Below are 16,795 nucleotides of genomic sequence, written 5' to 3' on the forward strand. Positions count from 1 at the left end.
CCATGGTACGCATTCTGTTCATCGTCGCATGGTTCGCCGCATCGATTTATGCAATTTCAGATTGGGCAACAACGCCTGCCGACAGAATGCCTATGAAGCTTTCTCGGATGACCTGGCTGGTCATCTTGGTCGTGACAGTTCCATTCGTTTCTCTTGGAGCAATTGCGTGGATCGTCCTCAAGATGGTCGCAAATGCCGAGGATCGTCAGGCACAATCCACTCCCAAAGCCCCAACCGCCCCAGACGATGATCCTGAATTCCTCTTCCGGTTGGAGCGCGATCTTCAGATGAAGCGTAAGCGCGAAGAAGAACGGAAGAATAAAGAAAACCCCTCCACCACTGAGGATGAAGGGGATGGACCCGAAGAAGGGCAGACGAAGAACTAGCGCTTGAGATGGCATTCAGACACCCCGGGGACCATATCCGATGCCTTGGATAGCAGGTGCGCAGCCGGCTCGTTATAGGTCATTCCAACCAGCACGTCATCGTCAAAAATGAGCGAGGTCAGCGAAGCAAGGGAGCATTGCCTTGACAGCGGTGAGTGTCTCAATGGCTGGTGACGGATCAACCGCTGAAGTGAAACGATGGGCATTTGGTGCGAAACCAGCAGCGCTTCATGGCCGCGCGCCTCACGCAATGCGCGAGCAACCGCACGGGTCATGCGCTGAGCAGCATGCGCATAGGACTCTCCCCAAGAGGGGCGCAAGGGGTTGACGTAGTAACGCCAGTATTCGGGGCGTGCAAGAACCCACGGATTCGCATTGACCGCTACACCTTCAAAAACCGATTCAGCCTCAATGAGGTTGTGATCATGTTCAATCTCAAGCTCGTAGGCAAGCGCGGTCGGCGCTGCGCTCATCTGGGCGCGCAACAGGGGCGAGGCAATGACGTGGGTAATATCAGCGCCGCTGTCGACAAAATACTCAGCGACGGCCTCGGCCATCTCAATTCCAAGGTCAGTTAAGCCATAACCGGGAAGGCGGCAGTACAAAACACCATCGGGATTATCAACTTCACCGTGGCGCATCACGTGAATAACAGTCTTCATGACAGTGCCTTTCTGGAGGTACCTCTGCGCTGAGGCAATACTGCGATGTATTCAGCGCATGCGTTGCGGGAGATATGCCGAAGGGCCCCACCAGTGGAGGGACCCTTCAAGAAGATCACTTCTTGTTGCGACGCTGGTGACGCGTCTTGCGCAGCAGCTTGCGGTGCTTCTTCTTCGCCATGCGCTTGCGGCGCTTCTTAATGACGGAGCCCATGGGGTTCCTCCCTCGAGTGTGTAGGTGCGGCAGAGGTGACTACCGCCTGACGTCAGGTGCCAAAAGGCACAGCAGGTTTATATTACCCGTTAATCCCCGCAACGCGTTCATCGATGTGATCAGTCAGACCGGCGCGGATCAGCTGTCCAACAGCTGACTCGGGTACGCGGAAGCTCTTGCCTACGCGAATTGCCGGCATTTCTCCGTTGTGAATCAGACGATAAACAGTCATCTTCGAGACGCGCATAATATCCGCCACCTCAGACACCGTCATAAAACGCGGGGCAGAGTGCTGATCCATTGATGACTCCCAGACGTGCAAAGATTATTTCCGTCCTATGATACGTGATTCACTCACCCAAAATGCAACTTTCTCCACTTCAATTTCATGCAATTACTTCAGTCACCTGTGTCACGTTATTCACATACGTTTCAGCCAATAGACTTTTAGGGCATTAGGATGAAGCTTGCGAGTGATTCTGGAGGTGACATGGCTCGTAGAAAACGGCGTCCTAGCACGCTTGGTCGGGCATCCGATCAGCATTCCTCTGCATCACATCGTCGTGCGCTCGCTCACTCAAGCCGAGGCTACGGACCAACAGGTATCCCGGAAGATCGACCGTCACCTACCGTTGTCTATCCCGCCGGAGTCAAGCCCTACATGCTTGAAGATTCCGGAATTCTCACTCGCTTCCGCGTCTGGTTTGCACATGAAGCTCGCTTTTCGCCCGCACGACTGGTGCTCATCGTTTTCGTCATGCTCATCGCATTCATCACCTGTCTGCTTGCCCTCCCCATCTCAACAGCAGCTGATGAACGCGCACCTTTCGTTGATATCCTCTTCACTGCAATTTCCGCGGTCTGCGTGACCGGCCTGACCGTTGTTGATACCGCGACGTATTGGTCAGTTTTTGGCCAAACCGTCATTGCGATGGGTATCTTTGTCGGCGGCCTAGGTGTCGTTACCCTGGCAACTATTTTGAGCTACGCCGTTTCGCGGCAGCTGGGACTCACACAGCGAATGTTGGCAACTGTGGAGACAAAAACCAGCGGTATGGGGCGGCTGACCGCTCTGCTGAAAGCGGTCATCGGCACCTCATTTATCGCCCAGATTTTGCTCACGATTGCTTTCGTTCCCCGCTTCCTTACCCTGGGCCATGAGACAGTATGGGAATCGCTCTTCCATGCGGCTTTTATGGCAATCTCGGTGTTCAATAATGCCGGCTTTGTCATCTTGAGCGGTGGCTTGGTCCCCTACCACACGGACTGGTGGATGCTCAGCCCCATTATTCTGGGAACCTTTGTCGGGGCGATCGGCTTTCCTGTCGTCTCCGATCTCTCACAACACTGGCGCACTCCCTCCAGATGGGCCCTGCATACGAAACTCACACTTTCGACATACATTCTTCTGGTTTTCTTTGGCACCATCACTTTCGCCATCACCGAATGGACGAATTCAGCCACCCTTGGCGATCTTGATATTTCCTCGCGATTGTTGAACTCCCTCTTGGCAGGGGTCAACACCCGCTCCTCGGGTTTATCTTCTTTAGACGTAGCGAATATGCGCCCCCAGACCCACTTCATCCAAGACATCATGATGATGATCGGTGGCGGTTCCGTATCAACCGCAGGTGGTATCAAGGTCACGACCTTCGCCGTTCTTTTGTTGGCTGCTGCTGCCGAAGCCCGAGGCGACCGCGACATAGAAATCTTCAGCCGACGCATCCCCCACTCGGTGCTTCGCCTGGCCGTTGCAGTGACCCTCTTGGGATCACTTTTGGTTGCACTCTCGACCGTCGTTTTGCTGACTCTGACCGGCTACACTCTTGATGTCGTTCTCTTTGAATCGATTTCCGCATTCGCGACCGTTGGACTTTCAACAGGTATTACTCCCGAGCTCCCAGCAATTGCAAAATACGTTCTTGCAGCCCTGATGTTTGCGGGGCGTACTGGAACCATGACCCTCGCAGCTGCGCTCGCTCTGCGCGATCGGCCTCGGGCAATTCGCCAACCAGCCGAGTCTCCGTTGATCGGCTAAGGCCGCGTCGCCCCACGAGCAAAAGCCCTCACTCGTGGGAGAATACGACTATGGCAGAAGAAAAGACCCTTGCATCAGGAACCCTGGTCATCGGATTGGGACGTTTCGGTTCAGCCGTTGCTCTCACCCTGGACAAGCTTGGCTACGAAGTGCTGGCAGTTGAAAAAGACAGCCGCCGCGTCCAGCAGTTCTCGGGTCGTATTCCCGTTGTCGAGGCCGACGCCTCCTCGATGGAAGCACTGAACCAGTTGGGAGCCAGGGATTTCTACTCCGCGGTCGTGGGGATTGGATCTTCCTTGGAGGCTTCGGTGCTCATCACTGCAAACCTTGTCGATATTGGAATGACAAATATTTGGGCGAAGGCCATCTCGCGCGAGCACAGTCGTATTCTTCGACGCATCGGCGCCCAGCACGTTGTCGCTCCCGAATTCGATGCCGGTCAGCGCACAGCCCACCTCGTTGGTGGACGCATGATCGACTACATCGAAATGGACAAGGACGGCTTTGCCATCATGAAGCTCCGTCCGCCGAAAGAAGTGTGTGGTTTTACCCTCAGTGAGCTCGATCTTCGAGGCCGTTACGGCGTGAATGTGTTGGGGATCCTTCGTCCGGGGGCGCCCTTTGAGTACGCCGACCCGACGACTCGAATTAACCGCGAAGACACCATCGTGGTTTCAGGAGATACGCGACTTTTGGAGCATTTCGCAAACCGACCCTAAGTGGCAGCTTCACTTTCCTATTCTGTGCATACACCGTGTTATTAACGTGCACGGATAGGAATTCTATGTGCGCACGAGGCCAAACTGGACGCAGATGCCGGTGGTGTGGTTTAGCGTAGGGATATGGCGAAAGAAAAAAGTGTGTACCGCTGCAGCGAATGCGGTTGGACCTCACCCAAATGGGTTGGCCAGTGCAGAGAGTGCCATCAATGGAACTCCATGGAAGAGTCCGGCCCCTCTGTTTCCGCTCCGGGTGCGGCTGTCGCACTCACGCCTCGTCAGCCCGCTCAGCCCATCAACAACATCAGTGCTGAGCGCGCGCGGTCCAAGCCGACGGGAATCAGCGAGTTTGACCGTGTTCTCGGTGGGGGTATTGTTCCCGGAGCTGTCATCCTTCTTGCCGGTGAACCCGGGGTTGGAAAGTCCACTCTTCTTCTGGACGTTGCTTCGACCTGCGCCGCCCAGGCACCGGTCTTGTACATCACCGGCGAAGAGTCTGCTTCACAGGTCAGGGGGCGCGCAGAACGTATTGGCGCCCTGCACCCACAACTTTTCCTTGCGGATGAAACATCGCTTTCCACGGCTCTTGGGCAAATTGACGCGACCAACCCTTCTCTGGTCATCATCGACTCGGTTCAAACTCTTCAATCCGACCGGCTCGACGGCAGTGCTGGTAGCGTTGCACAGGTTCGCGCCGTTGCAACAGCGCTGATCCGCGTTGCAAAGGAACGATCAATCCCAATTCTCCTTGTAGGCCATGTGACTAAAGATGGCGGCATTGCCGGACCCCGCCTACTCGAGCACTTGGTGGATGTCGTCTGCCAATTCGAAGGCGATCGACACACGCGCCTTCGCTTGCTCCGAGCTGTCAAAAATCGTTACGGCCCCACCGATGAAGTGGGCTGCTTCGAACTGGGTGACACAGGAATTGTTGGTTTGACAGATCCTTCGGGTTTGTTCCTTTCCCAGTCCCAATCTGCGGTTCCAGGCTCGTGCGTCACCGTCACTCTTGAGGGACGTCGTCCCCTCCCCACTGAGATCCAAGCTCTTGTTGCTCACACTTCTGCGGGTTCCCCTCGTCGAACCACCGTCGGAGTTGACCACTCACGCGTAGCGATGATTTTGGCAGTCCTTCAGGCACGCCTCGGTATTGATACCTCGGATTGCGACGTTTACGCCTCAACTGTCGGAGGTGCCCGCATCAGTGAGCCGGCTGCCGACTTGGCAACGGCAATCGGAATTGTCTCGGCCATTCGGGGAACTCCAACACGCAGCGCTCTGATTGCTTTCGGCGAAGTGGGACTCACAGGGGAGGTCCGGGCATGTACTGGCGTACGTCGCAGAATTCAAGAGGCTGCGCGCCTTGGATTCAAGGTTGCCATCATTCCCGCACAGGGAAGTGAAGAGGCCATGGGGATCGACGGAATTACGGTTCTGCCAATCTCGGACCTTGCCGGCGCGCTACGTGCCGCTATTCACTGAGTCTCTTCCTTCATTGTGCGGATACTCGAATACACTTAGAGCAGGAATCACGCATCGAAAGGCAGGATTCATGACATCAGATGCCGCTCTTCTGCGCAGCGCACTTCAAGATATCGCACCGGGCACGCCCCTTCGCGAAGGATTGGAACGCATCCAGCGCTCCCATACCGGCGGCTTGATTGTTCTTGGTGTCTCTCCTCAGCTTGAGGAAATGTGCTCGGGTGGTTTCGATCTCGATATCGAATTCACAGCCTCACGTCTACGCGAATTGTGCAAAATGGACGGCGCGGTCATCATCGACCCCACCGATTGGCGAATCCGCAAGGCAAATGTCCAACTTTTCCCCGATCAGAGCATCCCTACCGATGAATCGGGTATGCGTCACCGCACTGCACAACGCACCGCCTACCAAACCCACCTTCCGGTGCTCTCAGTTTCGGCGTCAATGCGTCTTATTTCCATCTACGTCGGCAAGTACCATCACATCGTTGAAGAACCCGAAGCACTGCTGTCTCGCGCTAATCTGGCCGTCGACACCCTAGACCGTTACAGCCAGCGTCTGGATGAGGTCCTTCAAACACTTACGATCTTGGAAATGCGTGATTCTGCAACTATCCGTGATGTCGCAACCGTCATGCAGCGCATGGAGATGATCCGACGCATCACCTCTGAAATCAACGAATACCTTGAAGAACTTGGTTCAGAAGGACGCCTTTTGGCTTTGCAGGTCGATGATTTGGTTCGCGGTTCAGGGTCCGAACGCGCATTGGTTCTTCGCGACTACACCCGTGATGCCTCCGCGGTCTCAACCGCAGAAGCAGCCCTCTCGGAGCTTGCCAGCGATCGTCTGGTTGATCTCGCGGCTATCGCTAACGTGCTGGGCTTGGGCGTTTATGATCCCACTGACCTAGATCGCACCATCCAACCGCGTGGCGTGCGAGCTCTTTCTTTGGTTCCTCGTCTTCCATGGAATGTCATCAAAGACATCACCAGTCATTGGGAGAACCTTGCGGACCTGCGTGAAGCAACAGTTGAGGATCTGCAGCAAATCGAAGGCATCGGCCCCTACCGCGCAAAGCTCATCCGCGAAACGCTCGAGAATCAATTCTCAATGGCTGCTACGGGGATTGTCGGCTGGTAGTCAGCTGGTAAGACAACTACAAGCTCCCCCCAACAAGCCCTACGTTTGGGCATTCCCCATTGCCCCTAACCTCAGTGGGGAAGAATTCTAATGGCCTTCTTCACCCTGCGGCGCGCTCGTCGCTTCAGAAGTGCTGGGCGAGGGCTCAGGCGTTGCTTCAGTTGTTGGCTGAACCGGCTGAGTCAAAGTGAATACCCGTTCATCTCCGACCGTCTGGCCATTCAACAGCAGCTGTAAACGATATGTTCCAGCTGGAGCAGGATCGGTCGCACCATCGGAATTCCGGTCCTTCGCATCGCACCCCGAGTAGAGCCCGCCATCCCATGTGAGACCACCATTCCACGTATCTCCGGGAATCAAGAGCAAGGTCGCACTCTCGCGATCACGCTGGCACTTCGAACCGTCATATACCGTTTCATCACCGGTGGAAATCTTGAAATCAATGTGCCCAAACTCAAAAGAACAGGCGACTCCCGCACGGTTTTCAATAGCGACCGAAATGTTCTGTGCTTGGCCGACTTCACCACCAGAAATGGTCGGTCGAACCGTCAGATCTGCCGAGGCACAGGCGGGAATACGAACTCGCCCTTCCGCATCGACAATTCCATCGGCCGTGGCCTGTTCACCATCTTTAAGCGCTGCGGTTCCAGAGCGCGTCACCGTCGCGGTGGGCGTCGGCGAAGGAGTTGCAGAAGCGCTGGGAGTGGCCTCGGGCGCGGAAGACTGAGTGACCGCTGAAACGGCCTTTGCAATCCCCCACACAACAAGTGCAATGATCACAAGCAATCCAAGTCCGGTGATAATACGCCTGACCCACAGGGAAGGGGGCACCTGTCCCCCAGCCGGCTTTCTTGGAGGGGTCCCACCCGAACGAGCTGTGGGACGAGCACCCGGACGTCCTGCGCGAGGAGCCCTTGAACGTGATGTTGAGGCCGAAGAAGACCGTGGCCTATTGGGCATGAGACTACCTTCTCCCCTCAGATGCATCGCTCTTACGAGCTTTCACACGTTGTGCTCCAAGAGTGCCCTTGTCACGCCGAGTGCGTGACTTCATCACCTCAGTGTCATCATCCTTTGGATCAATGACGCACCAGCGTTCAACGATCACTCCGACAATGCCCCACACACCAGCACCGAGCGCACACATCAGTCCGCAAATTCCAGCGTAAACACTGGTCTGTGCTTCCCAGCGAGCGAGGAAGGCCAATGACATACCTGCTAAAAGTCCAGCGCTGATCCCACCACCAAGCGCACTCGCGCGAGCGAACATTGCGATTCGGAAGGCTGATACAGCGTCAACCCAGGTAGTCTTATGCGCTCGAAAGCGCCGAACCTGGATCCCCATCCAGAGAAGTACGCCAGCAACAACAACAAAAACCAGGGCCAGGGCGGGATGAATAATCCACGGCCCCGCACCCTGACGAATCGCAAAGGCGGTTGCGGCTGCGGCAAGCGCCGAGGCAGCCGCTGCCTCGGCGATCAACAGCACAATACTCAGTGGCTTCATGAATCCTCAGGACGACGACGGAAGACTGGAATCTGACCGGTAATGCTTGGACGGATTGTCACGTCGCGGTTGACAGAGGAGGGGGTCTGCGAGCCGGGAGTTATTGGTCCCTGATCAATGGAGTCATCGAGTTTGGGATCAAGAACATGACTGTAGCGAGGCGGCAAGCTCGGCGAAGGACGACCCACGTCCTCACGCGGACTCAGCGCACTGGAATCATCCACAACACGTACGTCCTCAGAGAAGTTCCAGCCCGGCAGCGCACGCGAGGCGCGAGCCTGTGAAGCGGACTTCCGCTGGGCCGAGGCAGCCGAAGGCTTCGCGCCCGAAGCGTTTTGTGCAGGTGGGGCACTCTCTGTACGTGCACGTCCCTGCGTGGGGGCCGAGGCTTGATTTCCCGCTGACGAGGCCGACTCGGGACGGCGAGCAAAGAGCGAACTACGCCTTGGCTGGGTATCTTCCGTTCCGGGATTCTGTTGCTCTTGAGGAGCAGAAGCGCGGTGCGAGGGCTTTGCACGATGAGACTGCGCTGCAAGACGGTCAGTACGTGCACGGAAAGGACGCGGCGAATTAGCCGTCGAGATACCCGTTCCTTCTTCGGTTACCGGACGCCAACGCGGGCGACGAGTCCGGCGCCCAACGGGAACCTCAGCTGTAATCGGTGAAGTTGAGCGAGAATTCTGCGCTGGCTCTTGCGCGCTTGGGGTATTGGCAGACTGCGGTGCGGCCTCGGGAATGGGTTGAGGAAGCGTGCTGTTGTGCATGCGTTCGAGGAGCGAGTGACGCTCGACCACGGGGGGTTCGGGCTCAGCAGAAGGGACAGGACGACGAGGCTCCAAAGAGACCATGCCCGAAGCGAGGTTGGTGGAAGCCGCAGTCGTATCTGCCGGAGACGGGGTGGCCGACAGGCGCAGTCGACGAAGCGGAGGTGCACTCACGGGAGAAGGTGCAGGAACCTGGCGGCTCGCGAGCTGCGCGGGCACCTCACCGGAAGTATCCACGGGAGAGGACACGGAAGTTTCTTTGGGCTCAGGCGCGGGTTGAGCGGCGGAAACTGCTGAGGGAGAAGGCTTCGACAGCTCAACATGGCGCGATTCAACGGATTCAACCGGGGCCCCCCAGCGATCCCACAAGCGATGCCAAGTCACATCGGTGCCTTCATCAGTGGGCGCAAGGCCAGAACGCGATGCTTCGGGAAGCATATCCAGGCGACTCGGACGCGAGGACTGGGAATTTGTCTCAAGCTTCAGCGGACGCAGCTGCTGAGCATGATCGAGGCGCGGAAGGCGCATCCTGTGAAGAAGTTCGTCCGAATCAGCGATCACCGATTCGGGATCTTCGAGCCAGTCCCCCACTGCGTCAAGAATTCCACCACGATCCGGAGCCTGTTCGATAAGCTCCGATGCGGCGCCGAAGCCGGAAAGCTCAGCCTTAGGCTGGGCCATCAGCCACGGAGAGAGCACAAAAGCACGCTGGTGTGCACGCGGATGCGGCAGTGTCAGACGTGGGTCATCCGAGCTCACGCCGTCAATTTGAATGATGTCGATATCGATGGTGCGCGAGCCCCAGACTTCATGACGCACACGACCCAAGTGTGCTTCAAGCGCGTGGATTCGATCCAAGAGCTGAAGGGGTGCCATAGACAGTGTTCCCATAGCCACGGCATTCCAATAATCAGGCTGAGGCTTTTGTCCGGGACGCAATACAGCACGAGTACGAACCAGAGGTGAAACTTGAGTAATTTCCACGCCATCCCAGCTGGACATTTCGTCAATCGCTCGCTTAAGGGTGACGGGAACATTGCCCAGATTTCCACCAAGTGCGAGCACTAGTGCGCGTGGAACCGAGGGTGCGTCAAGTTCGTCCTCGGCAGGCTCTTCGCGCTGTGCTGCTTTGCTGTCCTCCTGAGCGGTGTCCACCACTAGCTCCGAGGCCGTGGCGGGCTGCTGCGGCGCTGCGGGAGAATGCAGCTGAACAGGCTTATCCGAATCGGGGGCCTGGGCTTCCTCTTCCTGGGAAGCTACGGCATCTGATGGTGCACTGGGCGCAGAGGGAGCAGGTGACAGATCCTCATCAGCATCGGGAGCGCTGGGGGGAACAACATTCGATGCCGCGACGAAAGGAAGCGGGATATCGCCCTTGCGGATCGTCACCGAAACATCGGTAAAGGGAACCTCAATTGGCGCTTCAGGCTTGTGGACAATAACCTCCACGCCACGAACACGCGAATCTTCAAGAGCCGCATCAGCGATCTTGTGGCCAAGTGTTTCAATCAGACGAACCGAGGGGCCCACAAGGATCGCGTGAGCTTTCTCTGCAATTTCGGCGTAAGAAACCGTATCGGCAATGTCATCACTGAGTGCAGCACGATCGGTATCAACCCACAAAAGCAGGTCAACAGTGAAGGTTTGAGGAGCGCTCCACTCCTTTTCGAGAACTCCGTGGACAGCCTCAGCTGTAATACCGCGTAACGCGATCACATCGAGCTGTCCCACTGTGCCCTCACCTCCCTGCACGTACAAGCTTTGCTTGTTGGCTTATGGCATGGACCCTGACGGCCCATATTCCGTCTGAAAGCGCGCGCCGAGATATATCGAGAGTTGCTTCATCTCGGTCCGAAAGGGGGGACTGACCGAGGAAGCGTTTTCGGGACGCACCTATAAGAACAGGGTACCCAAGCTCAGCAAAAATGGGCAGCGACGCGACGAGAGACCAGCATTGTTCGTTATTCAGTGAAAAACCCAGTCCCGGGTCAACAATGATGCGCTCAGGATCAACCCCGGCCTCGAGAGCATCACGAACCTGAAGGGAAACACGCTCTCTCAGAGCAACTGCGATGGGCTGATCACCGTAGTCGAAAGACTCTTCAGGCATCCCCGGAAGCGCTCGATAGTGCTGAATAACATAGGCACAGGATGTCGAGGCAACGGCAGCATTCATCTGCGGATCCCAGCGTCCTCCACTGACATCATTGATGATCGCAGCACCCGCGTCTGCCGCACGACGTGCTGTCAGCGCGTGCAGGGTATCCACAGAAACAACAACCCCCGATGCAGCAAGGCGTTGAATAATCGAGCCGATTCGCCCCCATTCTTCGTCCTCGCTGATTCGCGTGGAGTTCGGACGTGTTGATTCGCCGCCCAAGTCGACCAGGTCCGCGCCTTCCTCAAGCATTTGCTGAGCATGGTCGAGTGCTGCCCCCGGATCCAGAAAACGTCCCCCATCCGAGAAGGAATCTGGGGTGACATTCAAAATGCCCATGACAAGCATTCGATCCCTTGGCAGATCAATCCCTTCGGGAAGACGAGGCGGTTGTGCACCTCCCGCGAGTGCCCAGGAGGAAGAGGCCTCGACAGAAGTCATCGGCGGACCCCGCCCAATGCCAAAGACATCATTTCCGCACGAGTGGCGTCACGCTTGACAATTCCGCGAAGTGCGGAGGTCACTGTCGAGGAGCCCGGCTTGGAGATCCCTCGCATCGTCATGCACATGTGCTCGGCCTCGACAACGACAATGACACCCTGAGGTGCAAGAACCTCATCGATCGCATCCGCGATCTGAGCTGTCAGACGTTCCTGAACCTGCGGGCGACGCGCATAGCCTTCGACGACGCGCGCGAGCTTTGAAAGCCCCGTGACGCGGCCGCCCTTGGGGATGTACCCCACGTGCGCATGCCCATAGAAAGGCAGCAAGTGATGCTCGCACACAGAGTAGAAGGGAATATCGCGGACCATGACAATCTCATCAGTGCCCACTTCGAAGGTGGTCTTGAGATGGTCACGAGGATCTTCTTCGAGGCCGCTGAGAAGTTCACGCCACGCACGACCCATCCGCGCAGGAGTATTGCGAAGCCCCTCACGGTTAATGTCTTCACCGACGGCTTCAAGAAGCGCGCGTGAGGCGTCTTCAACTCCTTGTTGATCGTAACTCACTGGGCATTCTCCTCGGGTGCGATACCACCATCGGGGTCATCCAGAACCTCTGCGGGAGCAGCTTGTTCAGCCGCTGGATCATCAGCAGATTCGGACTGCGCGCGATCACTGAGGGGCATAGCGATCGGATTTCCCATAACCGCGCCCTGAACCGCTCCTTCCGCACCGTAATTCCACACCGGACGTTCATCTTGCTTGATGACATCCTTGAAGATCTCAGCAAGCTGAGCTTCATCCAGGGTTTCTTCTTCCAAAAGACGCTGGGCCAAACGATCCAGAACCGCGCGGTTCTTAGTCAAAATCTCCCAAGCCTCACGGGTTGCGTTATCCAAGAGGGCACGCACTTCCTGGTCAACAACAGAAGCAAGCTCATCAGAATAGGAACGCTCAGCACCTCGACCGGTACCATAACCGGTCATCGGATCCGAATCATCCGCAGTCAAACGAACGTTACCCACGCGATCGGACATGCCATATTCAGTAACGAGCGCACGAGCCTGAGAGCTGGCCTTCTGGATATCGTTCGAGGCACCGGTTGAAGGATCACGGAAGACGATTTCTTCGGCAACGCGACCTCCCATTGCATAGACCAGATCGTCAAGAATCTGATTCCTGGTCTTGGAGTAGCGGTCTTCGGTGGGCAGCACCATGGTGTAGCCCAGCGCGCGTCCACGCGGAAGAATGGTGACCTTCGTGACCGGATCCGTGTAGCGCAATGCCGCTGCACACAGGGCGTGACCGCCCTCGTGATACGCGGTCACCAGCTTGTCGTGGTCATTCATGACACGAGTGCGCTTTTGCGGGCCGGCAATCACACGGTCAATGGCCTCGTCGATCGCGCGGTTATCAATCAAGTCAGCATTTGAACGAGCCGTCAGCAACGCGGCCTCGTTCAAGACATTTGCCAGATCCGCACCGGTGAAGCCGGGAGTGCGCTTTGCGATCATATGCAGATCAACATCATCGGTCAGGGGCTTGCCCGCAGAGTGCACGCGCAGGATTGCCTCGCGTCCCTTCAGATCGGGGGCTTCAACCGCAATCTGTCGGTCAAAACGGCCCGGACGCAGAAGGGCGGGATCAAGAATATCGGGACGGTTTGTCGCCGCGATGAAGATCAGGTTCGAGGAATCGTCAAAGCCGTCCATCTCAACGAGCAGCTGGTTGAGCGTCTGGTCGCGTTCATCAGAACCACCACCATAACCAGAACCGCGGTGACGACCGATCGAATCAATTTCATCGACGAAGATAATCGCGGGAGCAACCTTCTTTGCGCGGGATACAAGATCACGCACACGCGAAGCGCCAACACCGACATACATCTCAAGGAATTCCGAACCTGCGATGGAGAAGAAGGGAGCCTCAGCTTCACCCGCCACAGCCTTCGCCAGCAGGGTCTTACCGGTTCCAGGAGGCCCGTAGAGCAGAACACCGCGAGGAATGCGCGCACCGACCTTGCGGAACTTCTCGGGGGCAATCAGGAACTCGCGAACTTCTTCAAGTTCCTCAACGGCCTCGTCTTCACCAGCCACGTCTGCAAAGGTGACGTTCGGGCGTTCCTGGTTAAAGTCCTTGGTGCGGCTCTGGCCAAAGGGCCCCATCATCTGGGATCCACCCACACGCCTCATAAAGAACCAGAAAAGCCCCATGACCAGTGCCAAGGGAAGGATCGCGGCAAGGGTAGAACTCAGGAAGGAGGACTGCGGGTAGTACGCATCCCAGCCTTTACCGGGATTAGCATTCTCAATCGACTCAACAATTGACTGCGATTGCGTGCGCGCATAGGTGAAGCTGATGTTCCGACCTAGGCTTCGTTCGGGGTCATTGGCACCAGTGGACTTGTGGGTCCACGGGTCCTTCAACACCAAGTTGACCTGCTGAGTTCCATCGTTCACGACGACGCGTTCAATCTCAGCTTCCTTCAGGATCTGAAGACCTTCGGAAGTATCCACCGATTGCGGCTGGAACCACGTCCACAGGAAGAACAGGGCAATCACCAGAGGAAGCAACGGGATTGCAACAAGCCCCCAGGTGTTCCTCTTCTTCTTGTTCTGAGTGTTATCTGCCATGGATTTACCTTTCAGCCGCCGTATACGTGCGGTGCCAGGGTCCCAACGAAGGGAAGTTGACGGTAGTGCTCTGCGTAGTCCAGTCCGTAGCCCACAACGAATTCATTCGGGATATCGAAACCGACGTACTTGACCTCGACCGGGACCTTGAGGGCTTCGGGCTTGCGCAGGGCAGCAGCAATTTCCACAGAGGCTGCGCCTCGAGCCAGAAGGTTTTCGCGAAGCCACGACAGAGTCAGTCCAGAGTCAATGATGTCTTCGACAATCAGGACATCACGGCCGGTGACGTCTGTATCGAGGTCTTTGAGGATACGGACAACGCCGGTCGACTTAGTGCCTGCACCGTAGGAGGAAACAGCCATCCAGTCCATCGAGAGAGGAGTGTGGAGGTGGCGCGAGAGGTCGGCAACGACCATGACCGCGCCCTTGAGGACACCCACAAGAAGAATTTCTTTGCCCTGGTAATCGGCATCAATTTCAGCGGCAAGCTCAGCCATTCGGCGTGCCAGCTCGTCTTCCGTAACCAGAATGCGTTCGAGTGCGTTTCCCATGTCCTGTGCGTCCACAGTCCCATGTCCTTTCCTGTGCGGGTCCCGACTTTATAAGAGTGCCACATATACGCGAAGAGGCGCTCAGCATGGCAGAGTTTCTCGCTCTTGGCGCAACAAGGAAGAGTCAGCAGGTGTCATGGCAATGAGATACGCCTGCTTTCCTTTCCCCTTGCGTAAGAGTGTTCCCCCTGGAATCGAGATGGGCCCTTGTCCTGTCCAGTGGTCGATAAGTGCGCGTGCCTCTTGCAGATGTACGTAGCTCGGTGCGCCAAGTGCGCTCAGGTAACGGTGTAGGACGCGCATCTGCACCGCCTGGGGAATCTGCAGCAGGCACTCGATTTTGAGGATTCCCATTCCCGAGGCAGTATCCTCCCCTAGCGGCATCGCTTCCCACGCGCCTGTCCACACCTGGTTCGCCCACTGATCCAAGGCCTCGTCATCCGCTGCGGAAAGCTCCGCAGTGCGCGCAAGGGAGGGCACAGGGTCGATCCCCAAGCTTTTCTGCAAACTGGGAAGTGCGCATTCTCGGATCGCGCTTCGACGTAGTGCACTTCCATCAGAGGCCCTCCAAGGACCATCCATAGCGTTCGAGGGATCATCAACCCAGGGAAGACCAAGCTCGCGACATACACCAATAGTCTCAATACGTCGACATTTTATAATTGGTCGAATCCAGACGATCTCTCCCGCGTCATCACATAAGCTCATCGCTTTCAATGACCCAACTCCAGAGCCGCGCGCCAAACGCAAAAGCACGGTTTCAGCCTGATCATCCATCGTGTGTCCAAGGAAGACCGCAACGCGCCCTCCCAAAGATCTGGCATGGTCCACAAGAGCACGCCGACGCGCATCGCGAGCCGAGGCCTCGGGCCCCCCTTCTGCCGCAAGTGTGACGCTCACCCATTCGGCGTGGGCACCGAGCGACGCCATGCGCTCACTCACCTCGCGTGCCTCGATATCCGAACCAGCTCGGATCCCGTGATCAACAGTCAAGGTGTGGGGAGTAGAGCCCGCGCGCAGGCAGTGATCAATGGTCACCGCTGCGAGCGCAGTCGAGTCTGCGCCCCCGGATACGGCAATAAGTAAGGCATCGCAGTGCTGAATGGCCCACTGAACGTGCGGACGCACTTCCAGCGAGAGAGTACGTACATCTCCCTTGGGATTAGCGGGAATTGTGATCACTGGAAACTCGGCCACATCCGGTTGTTGAGAATCGATTCAAGACCGGGGCCGATCAAGATCTGATGGACTTCATTCGCCATCTCACGGCGAAGCTGTGTAATTCCTCCGGGAGCCACTCCCCCAAGCAGGCTGATCAGAGCCCCATCGACCATAAAATCTGCAGGCCGATGCGCAGTAATCCAATTGACCGAAGACAGATCTTTCGGAGTCAATGAATCCATAAAAACATCGATGAGACACTCACGAAGAAGCAGCTGACGCGCAAGCTCTTCAGCATCAATTGCATCAATCGGCGCGGCGGCGACAAGTTCGCGGCAGTACTCCCGATAAAAAGGCGTTCGCATGGACAGCCAAGTGTCAACCCCCGCACGCAAAGACACCCACTTTGCCCAATCTCCCAGATCGAACTTGGCGCGCACACCCGCTTCTAAAACATTCGGGGCGACAAGATAGGCAGCAGCACCGCTAGGTCCGCTCACGCTCAGAGAATGTTTTGCCAGCACTCCTAAAGCCGCGCACAGGGTGGCTGCGCTGGGAAGACTGCGTGCGCATACTCCCCATTCATCGGCAAAATCTGCCCACTGGATCATTGCGCTGCGACGCTCAATGATCGGCAAATCCACGTGCACGCCGTCCTGCACATCAGAAGAGGGGAACTCAGCGAAGCGAGTGATCAGGGAAGGCAGACGCCTAGAAGCCCATTCTTGCCCACGTCGAAGACGTGAGACAATCGCCTGCGCCGATGAGGCTGAAGCCTGCGGTCCAGAAAACATGCCCATCGCGCTCAGGCGCGCAATCTGTGTGAGCGAGGGATACAACGGCATGTCTCTATGCTATCGAATTGCTCTGCGCTTGTATGCAGCCTTTTCGACTGAAGCCACAGCTTCACCACCGCTCAGCGAATACTTCGTAGCA

General features: G+C 56.8%; 17 protein-coding genes. 5 read left to right on the forward strand and 12 right to left on the reverse strand.

Annotated elements, in window-relative coordinates; all coding sequences use genetic code 11:
* Positions 1 to 2: 2 nt before the first annotated feature.
* Positions 3 to 386 carry a phospholipase gene (locus RW023_RS01545; RefSeq protein WP_315579568.1) on the forward strand — a complete coding sequence of 128 codons (384 nt, stop codon included), beginning with the start codon at positions 3 to 5 and terminating at the stop codon, positions 384 to 386.
* Here RW023_RS01545 and RW023_RS01550 read toward each other — a convergent pair.
* The 3 genes from RW023_RS01550 to RW023_RS01560 all read right to left on the reverse strand — a co-directional run bounded on the left by RW023_RS01550 (position 383) and on the right by RW023_RS01560 (position 1,563).
* Positions 383 to 1,048, reverse strand: a complete 666-nt coding sequence (locus tag RW023_RS01550) for a histidine phosphatase family protein (protein WP_315579569.1) — start codon at positions 1,046 to 1,048, stop codon at positions 383 to 385. The genes RW023_RS01545 and RW023_RS01550 overlap by 4 nt on opposite strands.
* 115 nt (positions 1,049 to 1,163) lie before the next feature.
* Positions 1,164 to 1,262 carry a 30S ribosomal protein bS22 gene (locus tag RW023_RS01555; RefSeq protein WP_003792170.1) on the reverse strand — a complete coding sequence of 33 codons (99 nt, stop codon included), beginning with the start codon at positions 1,260 to 1,262 and terminating at the stop codon, positions 1,164 to 1,166.
* An 82-nt stretch (positions 1,263 to 1,344) separates the two neighbouring features.
* Positions 1,345 to 1,563 carry a helix-turn-helix domain-containing protein gene (locus RW023_RS01560; protein ID WP_315579570.1) on the reverse strand — a complete coding sequence of 73 codons (219 nt, stop codon included), beginning with the start codon at positions 1,561 to 1,563 and terminating at the stop codon, positions 1,345 to 1,347.
* Between the two features lie 189 nt (positions 1,564 to 1,752).
* Between RW023_RS01560 and RW023_RS01565 the strand changes: the two genes are divergently transcribed.
* From RW023_RS01565 to disA, 4 genes are all read left to right on the forward strand, one after another.
* Positions 1,753 to 3,300: a potassium transporter TrkG gene (locus RW023_RS01565; protein ID WP_315579571.1), complete on the forward strand. Its 1,548-nt coding sequence runs from the start codon at positions 1,753 to 1,755 to the stop codon at positions 3,298 to 3,300.
* A 50-nt stretch (positions 3,301 to 3,350) separates the two neighbouring features.
* Positions 3,351 to 4,019, forward strand: a complete 669-nt coding sequence (locus tag RW023_RS01570) for a TrkA family potassium uptake protein (RefSeq protein ID WP_315579572.1) — start codon at positions 3,351 to 3,353, stop codon at positions 4,017 to 4,019.
* Between the two features lie 123 nt (positions 4,020 to 4,142).
* Positions 4,143 to 5,501, forward strand: coding sequence for a DNA repair protein RadA (gene radA / locus RW023_RS01575; RefSeq protein WP_315579573.1), 1,359 nt, complete (start codon positions 4,143 to 4,145; stop codon positions 5,499 to 5,501).
* A 70-nt stretch (positions 5,502 to 5,571) separates the two neighbouring features.
* Entirely contained in the window at positions 5,572 to 6,642 is a 1,071-nt protein-coding gene (gene disA, locus RW023_RS01580) for a DNA integrity scanning diadenylate cyclase DisA (RefSeq protein WP_315579574.1), read from the forward strand.
* Positions 6,643 to 6,729: 87 nt separating this feature from the next.
* Here the strand turns inward: disA and RW023_RS01585 are convergent, their stop codons facing one another.
* The 9 genes from RW023_RS01585 to RW023_RS01625 form a co-directional block, all read right to left on the reverse strand.
* Complete coding sequence (locus RW023_RS01585) at positions 6,730 to 7,422, reverse strand: phage prohead protein (protein ID WP_315579575.1); 693 nt, start codon at positions 7,420 to 7,422, stop codon at positions 6,730 to 6,732.
* Positions 7,423 to 7,606: 184 nt separating this feature from the next.
* Positions 7,607 to 8,149 carry a DUF3180 domain-containing protein gene (locus RW023_RS01590; RefSeq protein WP_315579576.1) on the reverse strand — a complete coding sequence of 181 codons (543 nt, stop codon included), beginning with the start codon at positions 8,147 to 8,149 and terminating at the stop codon, positions 7,607 to 7,609.
* A complete protein-coding gene (gene folK / locus RW023_RS01595) occupies positions 8,146 to 10,644 on the reverse strand; it encodes a 2-amino-4-hydroxy-6-hydroxymethyldihydropteridine diphosphokinase (protein ID WP_315579577.1) in 2,499 nt (832 codons plus the stop codon). Before folK ends, RW023_RS01590 begins: the two co-directional genes overlap by 4 nt.
* 7 nt (positions 10,645 to 10,651) lie before the next feature.
* Positions 10,652 to 11,512: a dihydropteroate synthase gene (gene folP, locus RW023_RS01600; RefSeq protein WP_315579578.1), complete on the reverse strand. Its 861-nt coding sequence runs from the start codon at positions 11,510 to 11,512 to the stop codon at positions 10,652 to 10,654.
* A complete protein-coding gene (folE, locus tag RW023_RS01605; protein WP_291458247.1) occupies positions 11,509 to 12,081 on the reverse strand; it encodes a GTP cyclohydrolase I FolE in 573 nt (190 codons plus the stop codon). The genes folP and folE overlap by 4 nt, the downstream gene beginning before the upstream one ends.
* Positions 12,078 to 14,147 carry an ATP-dependent zinc metalloprotease FtsH gene (gene ftsH, locus RW023_RS01610; protein WP_315579579.1) on the reverse strand — a complete coding sequence of 690 codons (2,070 nt, stop codon included), beginning with the start codon at positions 14,145 to 14,147 and terminating at the stop codon, positions 12,078 to 12,080. Before ftsH ends, folE begins: the two co-directional genes overlap by 4 nt.
* An 11-nt stretch (positions 14,148 to 14,158) precedes the next feature.
* Positions 14,159 to 14,713, reverse strand: coding sequence for a hypoxanthine phosphoribosyltransferase (gene hpt, locus RW023_RS01615; RefSeq protein ID WP_019126898.1), 555 nt, complete (start codon positions 14,711 to 14,713; stop codon positions 14,159 to 14,161).
* Between the two features lie 66 nt (positions 14,714 to 14,779).
* Positions 14,780 to 15,895 carry a tRNA lysidine(34) synthetase TilS gene (tilS, locus tag RW023_RS01620; RefSeq protein WP_315579580.1) on the reverse strand — a complete coding sequence of 372 codons (1,116 nt, stop codon included), beginning with the start codon at positions 15,893 to 15,895 and terminating at the stop codon, positions 14,780 to 14,782.
* Complete coding sequence (locus tag RW023_RS01625) at positions 15,877 to 16,704, reverse strand: hypothetical protein (RefSeq protein ID WP_315579581.1); 828 nt, start codon at positions 16,702 to 16,704, stop codon at positions 15,877 to 15,879. Before RW023_RS01625 ends, tilS begins: the two co-directional genes overlap by 19 nt.
* Positions 16,705 to 16,795 lie beyond the last annotated feature (91 nt).

This window comes from uncultured Actinomyces sp., from assembly GCF_963542285.1.
Taxonomy (GTDB): Bacteria; Actinomycetota; Actinomycetes; order Actinomycetales; family Actinomycetaceae; genus Pauljensenia.